We start from the raw sequence: 19,053 nt of genomic DNA on the forward strand, positions 1-19,053 counted from the left end.
CCCGTCCTGTCGGCTTCCATCCGCGCTGGGAAGTACGACGTATGGATAGTCCTGTCCCTGATGTCCCGTATTGGAGCCAGGATGCCGACGCGCTGAGCGCCGCCTTAGGGTCGAGCCCTGGCGGCCTTTCGCCGGAGGCGGCCGGCGCGAGGCTTCGCCTGGTTGGGCGCAACAGCGTTGAAGAAGCATCGCAGCTGAACGCACTTCGCTTGATGCTGCGGCAATTCGAGAGCCCGCTCGTCCTCATTCTCATCTTCGCCGCGGTCATCTCGCTGGTGCTGCAGCAATGGGTAGACTCGGCCATCATTCTTGCGATCGTGATCGGAAGCACGCTGCTCGGCTTTTTTCAGGAATACAGGGCATCGAAAGCGGTCGAAGAACTGAAACACCGGTTGGCGCTGACATGCCGTGTGATGCGGGGCGGCGTCGAACTGGTCGTGCCCGTGAGCACTGTCGTGCCCGGCGACCTCATCCTGCTGTCGGCGGGCAATCTGATTCCCGCGGATGGACTGGTAATCGAGGCGGAAGATTTCCTGGTCATCGAGGCCAGCATGACGGGCGAATCGTTTCCCGTGGAAAAGCAGCCCGGTATCATCGACTCGGAGGCGGCGCTCTCGGCTCGGACCAACACCGTCTTTCTCGGCGCTTCGGTCCGGAGCGGAACGGCAAAAGTCCTGGTTGTCGAGACCGGTCACCGAACCGCGTTCGGCAAGATCGTGGCGCAGCTCGGAGCCCGTGAGCCCGAGACCGATTTCGGGCGCGGCGTGCGGCAATTTGGCTACCTTCTGATCCGCGCGATGGTCGTCATCGTCCTGTTCGTCCTGACCGTCAATTTGCTGCTCGGTCGCCCGGTGATCGAGTCCCTGCTGTTTGCCGTCGCGCTCGCGGTCGGCCTGTCGCCCGAGCTGTTGCCGGCGATCGTCAGCGTGACCCTGTCCGCCGGCGCCCGAGCCATGAGCCGGCGCGGCGTCATCGTTCGCCGTCTCGAGGCCATCGAGAACCTCGGCAGCATGGATATTCTGTGTACCGACAAGACCGGGACGCTGACCGAGGGCAGCATCGTTCTCCATGGCGTCCTCGACACAGAGAATCGATCATCGCAGGAAGTTGGCCAGCTGGCGTTTCTCAATGCCGCATTCGAGACCGGTATCGACAATCCGCTCGACGCGGCGATCATAGCCGCAGGGAAATCGGCGGGCCTGACGACGCACGGCTTTACGAAGATCGACGAGATCCCTTACGATTTCCTCCGCCGTCGACTCACCATCGTCGTCGCGGAAGACGGCAGTCCGACGCAGCACCTGATCGTCACCAAGGGCGCATTCTCGAACGTGCTCGACAGCTGCTCCTCGCTGCAGCGCGGTGCCGTCGATATCCCGCTTACGAGCGAGTTGCGCGCTCAACTCGATGCGGTCTTCCAGGCCAAGGGGGCCGAGGGGTTCCGGGTGCTGGCTGTCGCGACTCGCAGGGGCGCGGCCAAGCAGCGCTATGCTCGCGACGATGAACAGGCCATGACGTTTCGCGGGTTTCTCGTCTTTCTGGATCCGCCCAAGGTGGAAGCGCAACGCACGATCGAAGATCTCGGTCGGCTCGGCATCCGCATCAAGGTCATCAGTGGAGACAACCGCCATGTGACGGCCCACCTGGCGACCGCCGTCGGCCTCAATGGCAAGTCGATCCTCACCGGCGGCGACCTGGAAAAACTGACCGACGAGGCGCTGTCGCACCTCGCGCCACGCACCGATCTGTTCGTCGAAATCGATCCGCAGCAGAAGGAGCGGATTGTCCGCGCCTTGCAGAAGACAGGGCACTCGGTCGGATATCTCGGAGACGGTATCAACGACGCGCCCGCCCTGCATGCAGCCGACGTCGGCATCTCGGTCGAGGAAGCCGTCGACGTCGCGCGCGAGAGTGCCGACATCATCCTGCTGAGCCGGGATCTCGACGTCCTGCGCACTGGGGTCGAGGATGGAAGGCGGACCTTCGCCAATACGCTCAAATACATTTCGATAACCACCAGCGCGAACTTCGGAAACATGCTGAGCATGGCGCTGGCGGCGCCGCTGCTGCCGTTCCTGCCGCTGGCCGCCAAGCAGATCCTGCTGAACAATTTTCTATCCGACCTGCCGTCGATCGCGATCTCGAGCGACAACGTCGATCGCGACCGTGTCCGTCGCCCCCAACGCTGGAATATCAAGGAGATCCAGCGTTTCATGGTGGTCTTTGGGCTGATCAGCTCGGCGTTCGACATCCTGACATTCGCGGTGCTGCTGCTGGTCTTCCATGCCGATCAGGCCACGTTTCAAACGTTCTGGTTCATCGTCTCGCTGTTGACGGAACTCGCCGTCCTGCTCGTCCTGCGGACGCACAGGTCCGCCTTTCGAAGCCGTCCCGCTCCCCTGTTGTTCTGGACCACGCTTGCCGTTGCCGGCGCGACCCTCGCGATTCCGTTCCTCGGCCCGCTGAGCGCGATGTTTGGCTTCGTGCCGCTCTCGGGGTTCGAAATGGCCACGGCAATTGCGATCGTTGCTGGCTACGTTGCTGCAACGGAGGGCGCCAAAATCTGGTTCTATCGGCGCAGGCCCATTCGGAACATGGGGGTGCCGGCGGGGAGATGACGGCGCTTTCCTTTCTCGGCCGGTCGTGCAGCAGCAAAGCTCGTCCGCGGAAGCGGCGATTTCCGGCGCGGTACGCCTGGGGCTGCTTGATGTCGATCAAATCGGCATGCCGGCAAAGGGCATAGCGTTGCAAACAAAGAGTTCTTGTCGTGCGACAAAACCGATCGATACGAGGATCACAATGAACAAGCTCAAGATCCCGCATAATGCCTTCGTGTTCGTCGGCGACGGCCGCAAAGCCCTGTTCCTGCGTAATGACGGCGACGAGAAGTTTCCGAATCTCAAGACCGAGAAGGTCTTCGAGGAAGAGAATCCATCCAGCCATGAGCAAGGCACCGAACGGCCTGGCCGGGTCAGCAAGGGATCGCAGACAGGTCAGCGCAGCGCCGTCGAACCCACCGACTGGCATGACATCGAGGAGCATCATTTCGCCCGAAAGGTCGCCGCCGCGTTGGAACAGGTGATCCGCGAACGGAAGGTGCAGGCCCTGGTCGTGGTGGCTCCGCCAAGGACCCTCGCCGAGCTGCGCGACGCCTTCCATTCCGATGTAAAGGCCTGCATTATTGCGGAGATCAACAAGGACCTGACCAAGCAGCCGGTCTGGGAAATCGAGAAGCATCTGACCGGCGATTCCGGTTCGCACTGAGTCATTGCGCGGCCTGGCGGAGGAGCATATGCGAGACTCAAACCGGAACGAGGAGGCGGGGGCGGCGTCGCCCCCGCGAAAAAGTACGCCCTCGGAACAGCTCGACGAGGCACGGCGCCTGATCGAAAGCGAGCAGGTCGACGTCGAGCGCGCGGTCCCCACAGATCACAACGAGCCGGTCGAGGGCGCAAAGCCGCATGAGCGGCCGGACCCGCCGGTGTTCGAGGAGTGAGGGACGACATCGATCATGCCGACGCGGCGGCTGTTTCGTCATTCGCCAGCCGGCCGTCGACGACGTGAATCCGGCGATGCATTTGCGATGCCAGATTGAGGTCATGGGTGACGGCGACCACGGTCTTGCCGCGCAGCGCCACCAGATCGCGCAGGATACCGAACACCTGCGCGGTGGAAACGGAATCGAGGCTTCCGGTCGGTTCGTCCGCGAGAATGACCGGGGGATCGTTGGCCAGCGCCCGCGCCACCGCCACGCGCTGGCGCTGGCCGCCGGACAATTGATCCGGGGTTTTTTGCCTGTGAGCGCCGAGCCCGAACGAATCCAGCAGTTCTTCGGCCCGGGCGGTGATAGCGCGGGGCGACAATCTGCCCAGCGCGCGCATCGGCAAGGCGACATTTTCGGTGATCGAGAATTCCGGCAGCAGAAAGTGAAACTGGAACACGAAGCCGAGCCGGGTGAGCCGCACTCTCGCGCGTTCTTCCTCGGTCATCGCGGCGGTGGATTGGCCGTCGATTAGCACTTCGCCCGATGTCGGAAGATCCAGGAGCCCCAGCAGGTACAGCAACGACGACTTGCCGGAACCGGAAGGTCCGGTGATGGCGATGAACTCGCGCGGCATGATGGCGAGATTGATGTCCTGCACCAGCGTGACCGGCACGATCCCGCCGAGAATTTTTGTGACGCCGCGCGCCTCGATCAGGGCCGCACTCATGTCGCGCCCCGGATGATATCGACCGGGTGCAGGCGCGCCGCCGATCGGGCCGGGAAATAGCCAGCCACCAGGCTCGACAGCAAGGCGACGCCGGTGGCGAGCAGGTAGTGGTTGACCGAATACAGCACCGGCAGGTGGTTGTTGTCGGAGAACGGCGTCTTGAATTCCAGCGACGCCAGCCCTCGGGTCAGCAGGTAGCCGAAGACCCAGCCCAGCACCGCGCCGACGAAACCGACCAACAGCGCCTCGACAATGAAGACCGTCCGGATGGTCCGTTCGCTGAACCCCAGCGATTTCAGGATGGCGATGTCGCGGGTCTTCTCATGGGTGATGGTGGAAATGATGTTGTAGGTGCCGAAGGAGGCGACCAGCAGGATCGCGCCGACGATGGTGTACATCAGCACGTTGCGCAGCGTGATCGCCGACAGCAGATCCTCCTGCGCCTCCTGCCAGGAGATCGACTTGTAGCCGGTCTGTTCGCCGATCCGCTCCGAGATCAGGCGGGCCGCCATGGGGTCGCGGGTGCGGACGCGGATCTCGTTGACGATGCCGGTCTGCCTTTCCAGGACCTGCGCGGTCTTGAGCAGGACATAGCCGGTGGTCTCGTCGGTCATGCGGAAACCGGTATGGAAGGTGCCGACGACGGTGGCGTTCATGCTGGCGCCTTCGGCGGAGGCCAGCGTGATATTGGAGTTGACCCGCGCGCCGATCTTGTTGGCGAGGCGGTCGCCGAGCAGGATGGCGTTGGAGGCGCGATACAGCGAGTTCAGCGTTCCCTGTTTCATGTGGGTCGCGAGATTGGAGACGTCGGCCTCGGTGCGGGGATCGATGCCGATGATCGAGGTGGTCAGGTTGCGTCCAGCGAACCGTAGTACCGCCTTCGACTGCACCGACGGGGTCAGCGCCCCGGGCACCCAGGTTTGCAGCGACGCGATGGTGGCCATCGGATTCTTGATGCCGGGGCGACGGACATCAGGCGTCAGGCCATGGAACTCGGCGGCGGCATAGGCGATATCGGCCGGCTGCCGCGTCGGCTCGCGCAGTTCATCGGTGATGGAGATATGCGGCAGCGCGTCGACCAGGGTCCTGATGAAATCGTCCTGTGACCCCTCCATCATCGCCGCCATCATGATGGAGAATCCGACACCGGTCATGACGCCGGCGATCGCCACCAGCGTCTGGCGGGCGCGGTGGCGGACATGGGTCCAGGCTATGGTCAGGATCAGGTTCACGGCACGGCCGGTTCCGCGAGCACCGGGCGCACCCGCGATCCAGCCTTGATATCGGTGGTGGCGGGAGCGGCGACCAGTTCGCCCTCGCTGGCGCCGCCGACGATCTCCACCATGCCGGTGCCGCGAATGCCAGTCTCGACCTTGCGCAGCCGGGCGCGATTGTTTTCGACTGTCATCAGGCTGTTGTTGATCACGGCGTTGGCAGGAACCAGAAGCACGTCCTGCTTCTCGCGGCTGACAATATTGGCCTCGACGCTCATGCCCACCCGCAATGGGGTGTCATCGGGCAAACCGATCCGCACGCGAAAGGTCTTGGAGACGGGATCGCCGGCCGGCGTGATCTGCTTGACCACTCCCGGCAGCACCTGGTTGATGAACGCGTCGGTGCGCAATAGCGCCTTCTGGCCGACCTTGACGCGGGGGATGTCTTCCTCGTTGACGTCGGCGACGACCCATAACGGCTTTTCCAGGCCGATACGGTAGAGAATCGTGCCGGGGTCGACCATGTCGCCGACTTCGCCGTCTTCCTTGAGAACGGTGCCGTCCATCGGCGAGACCAGCTTGAAATATTCCAGCCGCTGGGCCTGGGCTGCGATCTGCGCCTGAATCCGCGCAAGGTCGCTCTCGGCGCGCTGATAGGCCTGCGAGGTCGCGACCCCGCGCGCCAGCAATTGCGACTGACGGTCGAATTCCCGGCGCTGGAATTCCTCCAGCGCGCGCAGATCGTTCAGCGTGGCCAGCGCCTCCTTGTCATCGAGGCGCGCCAGAACATCGCCCTTCTTGACGCTTTTGCCCTCGCACCGGCAACGCTCGATAATGCGACCGCGTACCAGCGGCGTCGAACGCGACCAGGTTTCGGGCTCGACCGAGCCGGTGGCATAGACGATTTCCGCGGCGGCGCCGCGTGCGATCCGGGCGACGGTAATGACCGGCCCTCGCGACAGCCACCACGCCGTTGCCGCCAGCGCGGCTACCAGCAGCACTGCCGCGAGCAGCTTCCATGCATATGGCCACCGATGGTCCGCCGCTGGCCGGGTTGCGGCGTCCGTCGGTTCTGCTGGCGCAACCCTCATGTCCATGATCGACTAGAACCGATCCTGGATCGGGGAGGCGTCAGCCACGGCCCGACCCGCCGGCCGAAGCCGTCCTGACAGGAGCGATTTTGAAATATTGCTTGGCATAGGCGACGATCTCGCGATCGCTGGGGTGATCGGCGGCCTCGACGGCGACGATGCGATCGCCGATTTTGGAATGTTGCTCGCGGAGATATTTGGCGAACTCGGTCTTGGCGCTGGCGGGGCCGATGATCAGGATTTCGCCGGCGTCGCTGACGGCGTTCATCACCTGGGCCAGGAACTCCTTGTCGGGCGCGGCATGACCGCTGCCGATCGAGCCGGCCTTGTGGTGGAGGTGCTTCGTGGGCAAATGCGGGTGCATGACGATCTCATCGTCGCCCGATCGTCCGACGTGGAACACCTTGGCCTGCGAGTGATCGATCCAGACGATGGCATGGAAGTGGGTCGGCATGTTTGTATCCTTTGTCGATCGGCAGCGCTCCGCCGGTCGTTTTTGAAGTCGTGGCTTGATGCGCGGAGGCAGCCGCGCATCTCCAAAAATGATTACCGCAATGGCCTATTGGCCGATTGATTCAGGTCAACCGAAGCAGGTCGGGATCTGTGCACCAGAAATGCGCAGGCTCGCGCCGACACCCGGGTTCCGTGGCACTGTTGCGATGGATCAAGCGCAGGGCCGGGGGCCTCGCCGTCGGCAGGCCCTCTTACGGGCGGAAACGATGCCCCTTGGACCGCTGCCCCATCAAGCCGCGCGGACCTGGGCGAGAAAGGCGCCGACGTGCTCGCGTAGCCGCTGTGACTCCGATGACAACGTGCTGGCGGCCGCCTCGACCTGCGTTGCGGCCTCGCCTGTCTCGGACGCGGCCCGGGTAACCCCCACGACGTTGTCCGATACCTCCTGCGTTCCGGTGGCGGCCTGTTGCACGTTGCGGGCGATCGCCTGCGTCGCCGCCCGCTGTTGTTCAACCGCCGCCGAGATCGCGGCTGCCACATGGCTGATCTCGCCGATGGTCTTTCCAATGCCCGCGATAGCCTCCACCGATTTGTGAGTGGCGCCCTGGATGGCCGCGATCTGGCTGGAGATTTCCTCGGTGGCCTTTGATGTCTGGTTGGCCAGGGTTTTTACCTCCGAAGCGACCACGGCAAAGCCCTTGCCGGCTTCCCCGGCCCGGGCCGCCTCGATGGTGGCATTCAGCGCCAGCAGATTGGTCTGCGTGGCGATATCATTGATGAGCTTCATGACGTCGCCGATCTTTCCGGTCATCGTGGCAAGGCTCTCCACATCGGCGTTGGTCTGGCTTGCTTCCTCGACCGCCTTGGCGGCAATGTTCGCCGAGTGCGTCACCTGGCGGCCGATCTCGGCGACAGACGCCGAAAGCTGCTCGGTAGCCGCGGCTACGGTCTGCACGTTGATGGAGGTATCATGCGCGGCAGGTGACCTCGACGGCGGCATCCTTGATGCGAACGATCAGCTCCAACGCCGGATTCGAGACCTCGAACCATTGCTGGACCGACATCGGGTAAGGGCTGCCGGCGACGCCGGCCTTGGTGATCGCGTCAATGTGAGTCTGCAGGTTCTGAACAAAGCCACGTTCGGCGTCGGTGACCGCAGCAACAAGCCTGGGCGCGCCGTCGGCGCTGATGTTGCGATCATAGGCCTGCCGGACATCGGCGATCAGCCGATCGCCGCCCGAAATCCCGCTGGTGGCGATCCGGTCCAGCGCTTTCGACAGCGGCGGATCGCCCTCCGCCCGGCGCTTGGCGATGACGTCCCGGACCTGGGCGGTGACAGGAGCTGGTGCCTGCAGGGCAGTGTTGGTCTGGCCGCGCTCGAGCTGAATGCTTTCGAGGCCCTTGAGAAGCAGATCGGTATTCGCGTTCACCTCGGCGACGCGTCCGGCCCCAACGTAGCCACGCCAAGCGTCCGCGCCCGCGATGCTGCAGGCAACCAGGATGAGGATGGCAAGCGTCGCAACCACCATCGCGAGCGTGGCCTTCAGGCTGAGCCCGCGGGATCGGCCTGTCGTCGTCTCGATGCTCATCAGTGTGTTCCGCGTTGCCGATAGCCAGAATCCGCCTGCTATCATCGCGCGAACGGGTTACAACGCGCTTAATTGCACCGGAACGGTCATTTTTCGACCCGGCACGAGCCGTTACCCCGTAATTTTACGGGGATCCATGGCCGTCTAATGTCACCTGTTCAGCCGCACTGCCGCCGCCAACTCAGTGCGAAAACAATGTGGGGACAGTGAGTGTCTCGAACATGCCGCGCGTCACTCCGCCCAGGATGAATTCCCGAAGTCTGGAATGGCCGTAGCCGCCCATCACGATCAGATCGCTGTCGTTGTCGGCAGCCAGCGACAGGATGGTATTGTGAATGTTTGAGGCATCGGCCGTCAGCCGGTGAGGGGTTACTGGCAGATCGCGCCGGGCGAGATGGGCGATCAGGGCCGACAGCGATGCTGCGCCGGCAGCATCTTCGTGCTCGTTGATAGCAACGACATCGATGGCTTTGGCCTTGCGAAGGAAGGGGGCTGCGTTGTGGACGGCGCGCGCCGCCTGCGCCTTGCCGTCCCAGCAGATCAATACGCGGTCCGTCCTGAAGGTACCGCGGTTGATGTAGGGAATCATCAGCACCGGCCGCCCGGAGCCGAACAGCACCGCCTCGGACAGGAAATCGGTCTGGCTGGGGTTGGAACTGTCCGGCTGCGCGACGATGTTCAGATCATAAAGCCGCGACATCTCCGTCACGGTGCGGGTCGCGGCATAGGAAACGTTGAACGTGCTCCTGGCATCGTGCGGGATATTGAGGCGTCTTGTCGTGATCTCGAACTGGTCGAGCACGGCGGCGGCCTGTTCCAGGCCGCTGTCGTATTGAGTCGCCATGACGACGGCGGAGGCCTCGAAGGCGATCATGGGATTGATTGCCTGATAGGCGCAGGCGATGCCATCGAGATGAGCCTCGAACAGGCCGGCGACCGCAGCGGCGCAATCGATCAGGGGGCCGGCAGGCCGGTCGACGGGAAGGAAAACAGCGATATCGTTCAGCATGATGGAACGCTCACGGGTTGCGGGGCCGACTTCACGAAAGTGAATCATGCCCGCATACGCCCGAAGCGTTTTGATCTATCTCATGATCTTCGAGCGCTTGACATCGTTCAAACGTGAAGGGACCAGCTCCCGTCAAGAAGTCCAGCACCAGTATCGTTGAGCAGCCACGATTCCTGATGAAGTCCGTTTGGGTTATCGGCGAACACTATCCGATAAAAAAAATCAGGTGCGTCGGTTGACCGACACACCTGATTCCTCAATCCGATCAGCGTAGCGAATACGCTTATTCAAGCCGCCATCAAGACTGGCAGATCACCAGCCGCGACCTCTGCCGCGACCTCTGCCTCTGCCTCTGCCTCTGCCTCTCACGATGACCGGCGGAGCGATGAAGACGGGACCCCCCCAGCCTCTGCCGCGACCTCGGCCACGGACGACCACGCCTCTGCCTCGGCCCCTGCCGCGACCGCGGCCCCATTGGGCTTCCGCCGACGTCGTGGACGCCGCCAGGAAGAGACCCGAGGTGCCCACAACGCTGACCATGTAGATGAACACAAGCGCAGCCCCAGCGAGGCAGCGGGTAAGGATGTTGTAGCGTTTAGCCATTTGACATCTCCCGGGTCATTCCAAACCAAGATAAAATTTCGGCCTGTCTCATCCGAACAGGCCACGAAAAGAGGGGACTTGCAAAAATTTTTTCGAACGTCCTACAGGAATGCTATGGGGAAGCGCCTGCGAGGTCAAGTCATACTGTCTGTCGACGCAAGATGAACAGGAGTCTAAACACCCGATCGCCGCCCTTGGATATTGTGCGGTGCGTGATTTTCGCCTTCGGAGTGCGCACGCACCAATTGTAGTTCTGCCAATCGCGCACCTCGTTCTACCCGCGTTCTGCCAAAGCATGCTCTGCAAGCCCGAGATTCGTTACCGCATCCCGCCATTGATCCCGATCAAATCCCACATCTCAAAGAGTGCCGATGCCCAAACAACACACCTACGTTCTCGGCCTGAATACTTACGACCATGATGTGAGTGCCTGCCTGCTGCGCGACGGCGCCATCGCGTTCGCGATCGCCAAGGAGCGAATCACCCGGGAAAAGCACGCTTCCGGGTTCTACAGGGAGGTGATCGACTATTGCCTGGATGCCGAAGGCATCACGCTCGATGACGTCGATCTGATCGTCCGCAACTGCTACATCCTTCCGGTTCCGGACATGGAGGAACGGCTGGTCTACCAGGACATGCCGGGTTTCCTCCCCGAGTATGAGCGCCCCGAGGCGCCCAAGCACCCGCTTTACTTGTCAAAGTCCGATAAGGTGGTGTCGATCTCCCACCATCTGGCGCACGCCTACAGCGCGTTTGCCGTCTCGCCGTTCGAGGAAGGCGTGGTGATGATCGTCGATGGCGTCGGCAGCTATCGATCCGACGTCATGGAACCCTATCCGGCCGCCGACGCCGCCACCCCACTCGCCCGCGAGTCCGAGAGCTATTACAAGTTTTCCGGGACGAAACTGGAGTGCCTGAAGAAGGTCTGGATGGAGCCCGATCGCGGCTTTCTGAGCGACGAGTTCTACAACATGCCCGGCCTCGGCGCGCTTTACAGCCGGGCCTCGAGCTACATCTTCGGCGACTGGAACAAGTGCGGCGAATTGATGGGGCTGGCGCCCTACGGCAGGAAGGAGAAGGTGAGGCACCTGCTGGAGCTCACCGACGGCACCTTGCACGTTCCGCACTGGACCACGGAGTTCAACCATCCCTATATCATCGACGGGGGCGAAAAATGGGAAACCAGCCCGTCGATGTCGCATTGGGAGGATCTCGCCTGGCGGGTTCAGGACGATACCGAAAACGTGCTGCTCGCCCGCGCCCGCTGGCTGCGCGAAACCACCGGCGCCAAAAACCTTACCATCGCCGGCGGTGTCGCGCTGAACTGCGTGGCCAATGGCCGGGTGGCGCGGGAGGCGGGTTTTGAAAACGTCTGGATCCAGCCGGCCGCCGGCGACGACGGCATTGCGATTGGCTGCGCCTATTACGGCTGGCTGGAAATCCTGAAGCAGCGCCGCTCGTTCGTGATGGATCATTCCTATGTCGGCAAGGTCTATCCCGATCAGGACATCGAAAAGGCCACGCAGAAATTCCTGGTCCGCATTCAGACAACAGCGGTGCGCAGCGACAATATCTGCCGCGACACCGCGAAACTGCTCGCCGACCAGAAGGTAATCGGCTGGTTTCAGGGCGGCTCGGAGTTCGGGCCGCGTGCGCTCGGCAATCGCAGCCTGCTGGCCGACCCGCGCAAGCCGGAGATGAAGGATATCCTCAACAGCCGCGTCAAGCACCGCCAGCCGTTCCGTCCGTTCGCGCCGATCGTGCTCGCCGAGCGGGCGAGGGAGATCTTCGAAGGCGAGGAGGACTCTCCGTTCATGCTGATCGCCAAGAGCGTCCGCCCGGAATGGCGCGACCGGATTCCGGCGATCGTTCATGTCGACGGCACGGCGCGCGTTCAAACCGTCCGCGAGCAAACCAATCCGGTGCTGTATCGCCTGCTGAAGGAGTTCGAGGCGCTGACCGGCGTTCCCGTGCTGATCAACACGTCGTTCAACGTCAAGGGCGAACCGATCGTGGAGACGCCACGCGACGCCGTGATCTGCTTCCTGATGACGGGGATCGACCACCTGGTCCTGCACGACACGCTGGTGTCGAAAAACGCGCTGCACAGGGTCTTCGGGCCGCTGGTCGAGGGTTACGCCGATGTCGCGAACATGGTGAGGTGGGGCACACGGTCGGGCTGACCGGCCGCGGCGCCTGATGGCGCGCAGCCGGCAGCCGAAATCAGCCTGATATCACGTAGCCCGCATCAGGAAGCCTTGGCCGCCGCCGGCTTGGGCAGTGGCTTGTCCTGCCGCTTCGACCAGGAGATGTAGTAGGCGACCAGCGTCATGATCGCGATCCCGGACACGCTGACGAAAATCTGTGCGAGCAGCGAGCCCGAGCTCATCATCAGTTCGAAGTGACCGACGAAGGACAGGAAGACGCCGACGCAGAACACCGCGAGCGATTGCTGGCCGCAGACCACGAGCGGATCGAACACTCTCCACTCCAGCCCCGGCCAGTCCTTCGGCACGAAGCGGATCACCATGATCACGATCACCACGAAATGCAGGAAGCGGTAGGGAGCGAGGAAGGTCTTGTCGTTGTGCTTGAAGGTCTCGTAGAGCCAGTGCGGGAGCAGCGCGCCGAAATCCGGAAACTTGGCGGCCATTGTCATGACCATCGCAAAGACGAGATAGGCGATGCAGAGATACAGGGTGATGGGCAGATCGACAATCCATCGCGCCCGCTTGGCGCCGCCGAGCGCGCACCATGAGCCGAACACGAACAGCACCTGCCAGCAGAACGGGTTGAAGTACCAGGCCCCGGCCGGATAGGCCGACAGGTTCCAGCCGAATTGCCGGGAGAGCAGCCACAGCACGATCGACGCCACCATGGTCAGGTCGGGCTGGCGCAGCATCAGCCACAGCACCGGCGGAAACAATCCCATCAGCACGATGTAAAGCGGCAGCACGTCCAGATTGACCGGCTTGAACTTGAGCAGCAGGCCCTGGCGCAGGGTTTCGATCGCCTGGTCGCCGGCGAGGCCCGCCAGATTGAACTCGTTGATGATCTCCGCATCGCTGAAGCGCAGCGCGACATAGCCGATCGCGACGATGTAGATGACGAACAGGAAGACATGAGCGACGTAAAGCTGCCAGACGCGCTTGGTGAGGCGGGTGGCGCCGACGATAAAGCCGCGTTCTAGCATCATCCGGGCGTAGACGAAGGAGGCGGTGTATCCCGAAATAAAGACGAACAGATCCGCGGCATCGCTGAAACCGTAGTTCCGGGTGGTGATCCAGTTCACGACGTTGTCGGGGATGTGATCCAGGTAGATCGCCCAGTTTGCGACGCCGCGAAACAGGTCGAGCCGGAGATCGCGTCCCTTTTCGGGCAGTGTTGCGTTGATTTTCATGGGTGCCGTTTCGAAGTGATGCTTTCGACGATGTCGGACCGCAGGCGAGGGGGCTTCAGCCGCGCAGTTGGCCAAGATTGTCACAGCGCAGCATAATGACTATACCGGTGGCAGAAAATGTAACATCCGGGGCCGGGAATCACCGATCAAATTCCCGAAAGGTGTTTCTATACTATCCCGGCCGCTTCTACCACGCGCTTCCATGCCGCAGATCTCACGGGGCCCTGACATCCATGACCGCACGCATCTTCAAGCCCGCCAAAAACGCGATGCAATCGGGGACCGCCAAGACCAGGGACTGGCAGCTGGATTATGAGCCGGAGCAGCCGCGGGCAATCGAGCCCTTGATGGGCTGGACCTCTTCCGGCGACATGAAGCAGCAGCTTACGATCCGATTCGACACCAGGGAGGACGCCGTCGCCTATTGCGAGCGCGAGGGCATTCCCTACCAGGTGATCGAGCCGAAAGAGCCGGCACGCCGCCAGGCCGCCTATGCCGACAATTTCGCCTTCCGGCGCGGCGAACCCTGGACCCATTAGGGCCTGGCACGTTTCCTGATTGTCGATGGCGCGTGCGGCTGACGTTCCGTCATGGGCGCCCTCATCGGCGCTCCGGCCTGCCACGCGCCGCGATGCTCCGCGAGGGGGCGCGTTTGATGTTGGTCCGGTCGGGCGCCGGGCCGGGGGCAACGCTCGATAGCACGAGCTTCTCGTGGGCTGCCACGATCGCCTGTTTGGTGAGGCGCCCTCCGGGCCGGTACCATGTGCAGATGCCGGTCAGAAGGGCGAGGATCGCAAAGGTAGCCACCTGGATGTCCACGACCTCGAACTCGCCTTCCGCTACGCCCTCGGCGAGAATGGCCGCCAGTCGCCGCTCGTAGGCGCCGCGCAGCGCCACGATCGCCTCGTAATTCTTCGGCTCCAGGCTTCGCAGCTCGGAATTGGCGATGAAGACCTCGTGCTTCTTCGTCATATGGTAGGTGACGTGGAACGCGACGAAGGCCCGGAGTTTGTCGGCCGGGTTCTGTTTCCCGAGCAGGGCGCGATCGAGTTGACGAAGCAGTTCGTTGATGTGATCCCGCACCAGGTCGAACAGCAATTCCTGCTTGGTGCTGATGTGATTGTAGAGTGATCCCGACTGGATCCCGACCTCGGCCGCCAGCTGTCGCAGACTCATGGCCGCGTAGCCGTGCTCGAAGATGAGGCGCAGCCCCGCCTTGCGGATCGCCTCCATCGTCTTGGGGCCGTGTGAACCGATCGTCCGCGCCATGGGTTCTTTCGCGAATAGGCGTCCGCCTGTGAGCTGGAAACGAGCAAGCGATCGTATATATTTTGCATGAAATGGTAGAATTTTCAATAGTATATGCGCGCCGCTCGATACATCGACAGCTCCACTTGCAGAGATAATAAAAAAACGTATGATCGTTTAATTAGAAAGGCATCGGAGGGAGAAGGAATGATGGTCTCGAACCGGGCGCGGCTTCCCAGCTTCGATCGCGGCGAAACCGCGGACGCCGTCCGCGAGACCTGTTCGGCGAGATCAGCGAAATCCGCCGCAGGCTGATCGACCGGGAACTGTTCGAAAAGACCGCTTGAGCTTCACATCGAGGCAAAGATGGTACAGGCTGCCGCATCCTCTTGAAGCAATCCCAACGGCTCTCCAGCACCCGAAGAAATTGCCGACCATGCCGCTTCATTCCACGATCGATACCACATCCGCCGATTTTGCCCGCAATGCCGAGGCCATGCGCGCGCTGGTCGCCGAGCTGCGCGGAAAACTCGACCAGGTGGCCGGCGGCGGCGGCAAGGTCTCGCGCGCCCGGCATACCTCGCGCGGCAAGATGCTGGCCCGCGAACGCGTCGACCTCTTGATCGATCCCGGCACCGCGTTTCTCGAGCTGTCGCCGCTGGCGGCCCACGGCCTCTATGGCGGCGATGTGCATTCGGCCAGCGTCATCACCGGGGTCGGGCGGATATCGGGGCGCGAATGCGTCGTCGTCGCCAACGATGCCACCATCAAGGGCGGCACCTATTATCCGATGACGGTGAAGAAGCATCTGCGCGCCCAGGATATCGCGCGGCAGAACAATCTGCCTTGCGTCTATATGGTCGATTCCGGTGGCGCCTTCCTGCCGATGCAGGACGAGATCTTCCCCGACGAGCGGCATTTCGGCCGCATCTTCTACAACCAGGCGCAGATGTCGGCGCAGGGCATTCCGCAGATCGCCATCGTGATGGGCTCCTGCACCGCCGGCGGCGCCTATGTCCCGGCCATGTCGGACGAGAGCATCATCGTGCGCAACCAGGGCACCATCTTCCTCGGCGGGCCGCCACTGGTGAAGGCCGCGACCGGCGAGGTGGTGACGGCGGAAGAACTCGGCGGCGCCGACGTGCACTCGCGGCAATCCGGCGTCACCGATCATTACGCGCAGAACGACAGCCACGCCATCGGCATTGCCCGGCGCATCGTCGCCACGCTGAAGCCGCCGGTCCGCGCCAGCCTGAACATGCGCGAACCGCGCGAGCCGCTGTTTGCGCCCGATGAAATCTATGGCGTGGTCTCCGCCGACGGCCGCAAGCCGTTCGACGTCCATGACATCATCGCGCGGCTGGTCGACGGCTCCGAATTCGACGAATTCAAGAAATTGTACGGCCAGACCCTGATCTGCGGTTTTGCTCATATCTGGGGCTATCCAGTCGGCATCATCGCCAATAACGGCATCCTGTTCAGCGAGAGTTCGCTGAAGGGCGCGCATTTCATCGAACTGTGCTGCCAGCGCAATATCCCGCTGGTGTTCCTGCAGAACATCACCGGCTTCATGGTCGGCAAGAAATATGAGGCCGGCGGCCTCGCCCGCGACGGCGCCAAGCTGGTGACGGCGGTGGCCACCGCCGGCGTGCCGAAATTCACCGTCGTGATCGGCGGCTCCTACGGCGCCGGCAATTACGGCATGTGCGGCCGCGCCTACAGCCCGCGTTTCCTCTGGATGTGGCCGAACGCCCGCATCTCCGTGATGGGCGGCGAACAGGCTTCCATGGTGCTGGCCCAGGTGCGGCGCGACGGCATCGAGGCCAAAGGCGAGACATGGTCGGCCGAGGAAGACGACAAGTTTCGTGCGCCCATTCGCGCCCAATATGAGAGCCAGGGCAGCCCCTATTATGCCACCGCGCGGCTCTGGGATGACGGCGTGATCGATCCCGCCGATACCAGGCTGGTGCTCGGCCTGGGGCTATCGGCGTCGGCCAACGCGCCGATCGAGCCGACCCGTTTCGGCCTGTTCAGGATGTGATGATGAAGGGCCAGGCAAGAATTCAAGTCCAATACCGGCGATTTCACACCCTCCTGATCGCCAACCGCGGCGAGATCGCCTGCCGCGTGATCCGCACCGCAAGAGCCATGGGCCTGCGCACGGTCGCGGTCTATTCCGAGGCCGACGCCGGTTCCATGCATGTCGCGATGGCGGATGAGGCCGTGTTGCTCGGTCCGGCGCGCGCGCGCGACAGCTATCTCAACATCGAGCGCGTGATCGAAGTGGCGCGGCAGACCGGCGCCGAAGCCGTGCATCCCGGCTACGGATTCTTGTCCGAGAGCGCCGAATTCGCGCAGGCCTGCCTCGACGCAGGCCTGGTGTTTGTCGGCCCGACCGCCGCGATGATCCGGTTGATGGGGTCGAAGTCGGGTTCGAAGATGCTGATGGAGGAAGCCGGCGTGCCGCTGGTGCCCGGCTATCACGGCGAGGCCCAGGACGACGCGACGCTGGCTGCGGCGGCCGAGAAGGCCGGCTACCCGGTGCTGGTCAAGGCTTCCGCCGGCGGCGGCGGTCGCGGCATGCGGGTGGTGCGCGCGGCCGGTGAGCTTGCGGCTGCTCTCGTCAGCGCCAGGCGTGAGGCCAAGGCCGCGTTCGGCGACGACCGCATGCTGATCGAGAAATTCGTCCAGAATCCGCGCCACATCGAGGTGCAGATCATCGGCGACAGCCACGGCAATCTGCTGTCGCTGTTCGAGCGCGAATGCACGCTGCAGCGGCGGCATCAGAAGGTGATCGAGGAAGCGCCGTCGCCGACGCTGAATGCGGCCCAGCGCGAGACCGTCTGCGCCGCCGCGCGAAAGGCCGCCGGGGCGGTCAATTACGTCGGCGCCGGCACCATCGAATTCGTGTCCGACGGCAAGGATGTGTTCTTCATCGAGATGAACACCCGGCTGCAGGTCGAGCATCCCGTCACCGAATTGATCACGGGTATCGATCTCGTTGAATGGCAGTTGCGGGTGGCATTCGGCGAAAAGCTGCCGCTGACGCAGGATCAGATCACGCTCAACGGCCACGCCATCGAGGCGCGGGTCTATGCCGAGAATCCGCACAAGAATTTCATGCCGTCGGTCGGCCGCATCAGGACATGGCACACGCCGGCCGAAGTGAACGGCCTGCGCATTGATGCGGGCTATCGCGCGGGCGACGCGGTCTCGCCGCACTACGACGCCATGCTGGCCAAGGTGATTGCCTGGGCGCCGACCCGCGACGAGGCCATCGATCGGCTCAACCGCGGCCTCGAGGAGACCGATGTCCGCGGCATCGTCAGCAACATTCCCTTCCTGTCGGCGCTGGTGACGCATCCGCAAGTGCGCGCCAATACCATCGATACCGGCTTCATCGAACGCGAATTGAAGAACCTGACGCCGGATGCACCGGTTCCGCACGATCTTGAGCTCTGCGCGGCTGTCGTCGCCATCCTTGGCGAGGAAACACAGCGCGCCGGCGCGGAGGCGCATTCGCCGTGGCGCACGGCGGGCTGGATGCCGGTCGGCCGGCGGCGGCGGGTGTTCACGTTCCGGCACGGGCAGGGCGGCGAACACAAGGTCAGTCTGATCTACGGCAACGGTCCGGCGACGCTGTCGATCGGCGAGCGCGAACTGGCCTTCACCACCGCGCCCGAGGCTTCCGGCGGTTTCCAGCTCAGGCTGCACGGCATCAAATCCCATGTCGTCGCCGTGATCGAAGGCCATGAACTCTATCTGCGCACCCGCAACGGTCGCTTCGACCTGCATTGGGTCGATCCGTTCGGCGGCGAGACTGAAGAACAGGTCGGCGAGGACAAGATCGTGGCACCCCTGCCGGGCACCGTGGTGGCGTTGCTGGCGGAAGTCGGCGCCACGCTGGAAAAAGGCGCGCCCATTCTCACACTGGAAGTGATGAAGATGGAGCAGACCTTGCGCGCGCCCTTTGCGGGCGTGCTGAGCGCGATCAAATGCAAGGTCGGCGATATCGTCGGCGAGGGCGTCGAACTCGCCGTGGTCGAGCCGAGCGCCGCGTGAGTTCAGCATGAGCGATTCCGTCCGCATCGTCGAAGTCGGTCCCCGCGACGGCCTGCAGAACGAGAAGACGCCTGTCGGGGTCGAGGGCCGCATCGCCTTCATCGAGGCGCTGCTCGGCGCCGGGCTGCATACCATCGAGGTCGGCGCCTTCGTGTCGCCGAAGGCGATCCCAC

The 19,053-nt window shown here is 63.2% G+C and carries 15 protein-coding genes and 2 pseudogenes; 8 read left to right on the forward strand and 9 right to left on the reverse strand.

The features are described from left to right. Positions 1–41 precede the first annotated feature (41 nt). The 3 genes from mgtA to Q7T45_RS03940 are packed head-to-tail and all read left to right on the forward strand — an operon-like array spanning position 42 to position 3,496. Positions 42–2,618, forward strand: coding sequence for a magnesium-translocating P-type ATPase (gene mgtA / locus Q7T45_RS03930; RefSeq protein ID WP_304867847.1), 2,577 nt, complete (start codon positions 42–44; stop codon positions 2,616–2,618). 25 nt (positions 2,619–2,643) lie between these two features. Beyond that, on the forward strand, positions 2,644–3,264 hold the full coding sequence (locus tag Q7T45_RS03935; RefSeq protein WP_370691203.1) for a host attachment protein: 621 nt from the start codon (positions 2,644–2,646) through the stop codon (positions 3,262–3,264). Positions 3,265–3,292: 28 nt separating this feature from the next. Beyond that, positions 3,293–3,496 (forward strand): hypothetical protein, encoded by a 204-nt coding sequence (locus Q7T45_RS03940; RefSeq protein ID WP_304867849.1) that lies wholly within the window; start codon positions 3,293–3,295, stop codon positions 3,494–3,496. Between the two features lie 13 nt (positions 3,497–3,509). On the opposite strand, the gene Q7T45_RS03945 is transcribed toward Q7T45_RS03940, so the two are convergent. The 7 genes and pseudogenes from Q7T45_RS03945 to Q7T45_RS03975 form a co-directional block, all read right to left on the reverse strand. Further along, a complete protein-coding gene (locus Q7T45_RS03945; RefSeq protein ID WP_304867851.1) occupies positions 3,510–4,211 on the reverse strand; it encodes an ABC transporter ATP-binding protein in 702 nt (233 codons plus the stop codon). Then, a complete protein-coding gene (locus Q7T45_RS03950) occupies positions 4,208–5,443 on the reverse strand; it encodes an ABC transporter permease (protein ID WP_304867853.1) in 1,236 nt (411 codons plus the stop codon). Before Q7T45_RS03950 ends, Q7T45_RS03945 begins: the two co-directional genes overlap by 4 nt. Next, a complete protein-coding gene (locus Q7T45_RS03955) occupies positions 5,440–6,426 on the reverse strand; it encodes an efflux RND transporter periplasmic adaptor subunit (protein WP_304867855.1) in 987 nt (328 codons plus the stop codon). Before Q7T45_RS03955 ends, Q7T45_RS03950 begins: the two co-directional genes overlap by 4 nt. Positions 6,427–6,556: 130 nt before the next feature. Next, entirely contained in the window at positions 6,557–6,970 is a 414-nt protein-coding gene (locus Q7T45_RS03960) for a translational machinery protein (protein WP_304867857.1), read from the reverse strand. Between the two features lie 288 nt (positions 6,971–7,258). Further along, positions 7,259–7,948, reverse strand: a pseudogene (locus Q7T45_RS03965) (methyl-accepting chemotaxis protein); the annotation flags it as partial. Then, positions 7,938–8,558, reverse strand: coding sequence for a hypothetical protein (locus Q7T45_RS03970; RefSeq protein ID WP_304867859.1), 621 nt, complete (start codon positions 8,556–8,558; stop codon positions 7,938–7,940). The gene Q7T45_RS03970 and the pseudogene Q7T45_RS03965, both read right to left, overlap by 11 nt. 181 nt (positions 8,559–8,739) lie before the next feature. Further along, complete coding sequence (locus Q7T45_RS03975; protein WP_304867861.1) at positions 8,740–9,567, reverse strand: universal stress protein; 828 nt, start codon at positions 9,565–9,567, stop codon at positions 8,740–8,742. 974 nt (positions 9,568–10,541) lie between these two features. On the opposite strand from Q7T45_RS03975, the gene Q7T45_RS03980 reads away from it, so the two are divergent. Next, entirely contained in the window at positions 10,542–12,353 is a 1,812-nt protein-coding gene (locus tag Q7T45_RS03980) for a carbamoyltransferase C-terminal domain-containing protein (protein ID WP_304867863.1), read from the forward strand. Positions 12,354–12,418: 65 nt separating this feature from the next. Here the strand turns inward: Q7T45_RS03980 and Q7T45_RS03985 are convergent, their stop codons facing one another. Continuing rightward, positions 12,419–13,570: an OpgC domain-containing protein gene (locus Q7T45_RS03985; protein ID WP_304867866.1), complete on the reverse strand. Its 1,152-nt coding sequence runs from the start codon at positions 13,568–13,570 to the stop codon at positions 12,419–12,421. A gap of 233 nt (positions 13,571–13,803) precedes the next feature. Here Q7T45_RS03985 and Q7T45_RS03990 point away from each other — a divergent pair, with 233 nt between their 5' ends. Then, positions 13,804–14,109 (forward strand): ETC complex I subunit, encoded by a 306-nt coding sequence (locus Q7T45_RS03990; RefSeq protein ID WP_304742332.1) that lies wholly within the window; start codon positions 13,804–13,806, stop codon positions 14,107–14,109. A gap of 61 nt (positions 14,110–14,170) precedes the next feature. Here the strand turns inward: Q7T45_RS03990 and Q7T45_RS03995 are convergent, their stop codons facing one another. Further along, the gene (locus tag Q7T45_RS03995) at positions 14,171–14,839 is read right to left on the reverse strand and encodes a TetR/AcrR family transcriptional regulator (RefSeq protein WP_304867868.1); all 669 of its coding nucleotides are present in this window, start codon (positions 14,837–14,839) and stop codon (positions 14,171–14,173) included. 415 nt (positions 14,840–15,254) lie between these two features. Between Q7T45_RS03995 and Q7T45_RS04000 the strand changes: the two genes are divergently transcribed. The 3 genes and pseudogenes from Q7T45_RS04000 to Q7T45_RS04010 all read left to right on the forward strand — a co-directional run. Further along, positions 15,255–16,859: a carboxyl transferase domain-containing protein gene (locus tag Q7T45_RS04000; protein WP_304867870.1), complete on the forward strand. Its 1,605-nt coding sequence runs from the start codon at positions 15,255–15,257 to the stop codon at positions 16,857–16,859. A 2-nt stretch (positions 16,860–16,861) separates the two neighbouring features. Then, a complete protein-coding gene (locus Q7T45_RS04005; protein WP_304867871.1) occupies positions 16,862–18,880 on the forward strand; it encodes an acetyl-CoA carboxylase biotin carboxylase subunit in 2,019 nt (672 codons plus the stop codon). Between the two features lie 7 nt (positions 18,881–18,887). Beyond that, a pseudogene (locus Q7T45_RS04010) lies at positions 18,888–19,053 on the forward strand (hydroxymethylglutaryl-CoA lyase); the annotation flags it as partial.

Origin of the sequence: Bradyrhizobium sp. (genome assembly GCF_030646015.1) — a bacterium.
GTDB lineage: Bacteria > Pseudomonadota > Alphaproteobacteria > Rhizobiales > Xanthobacteraceae > Bradyrhizobium.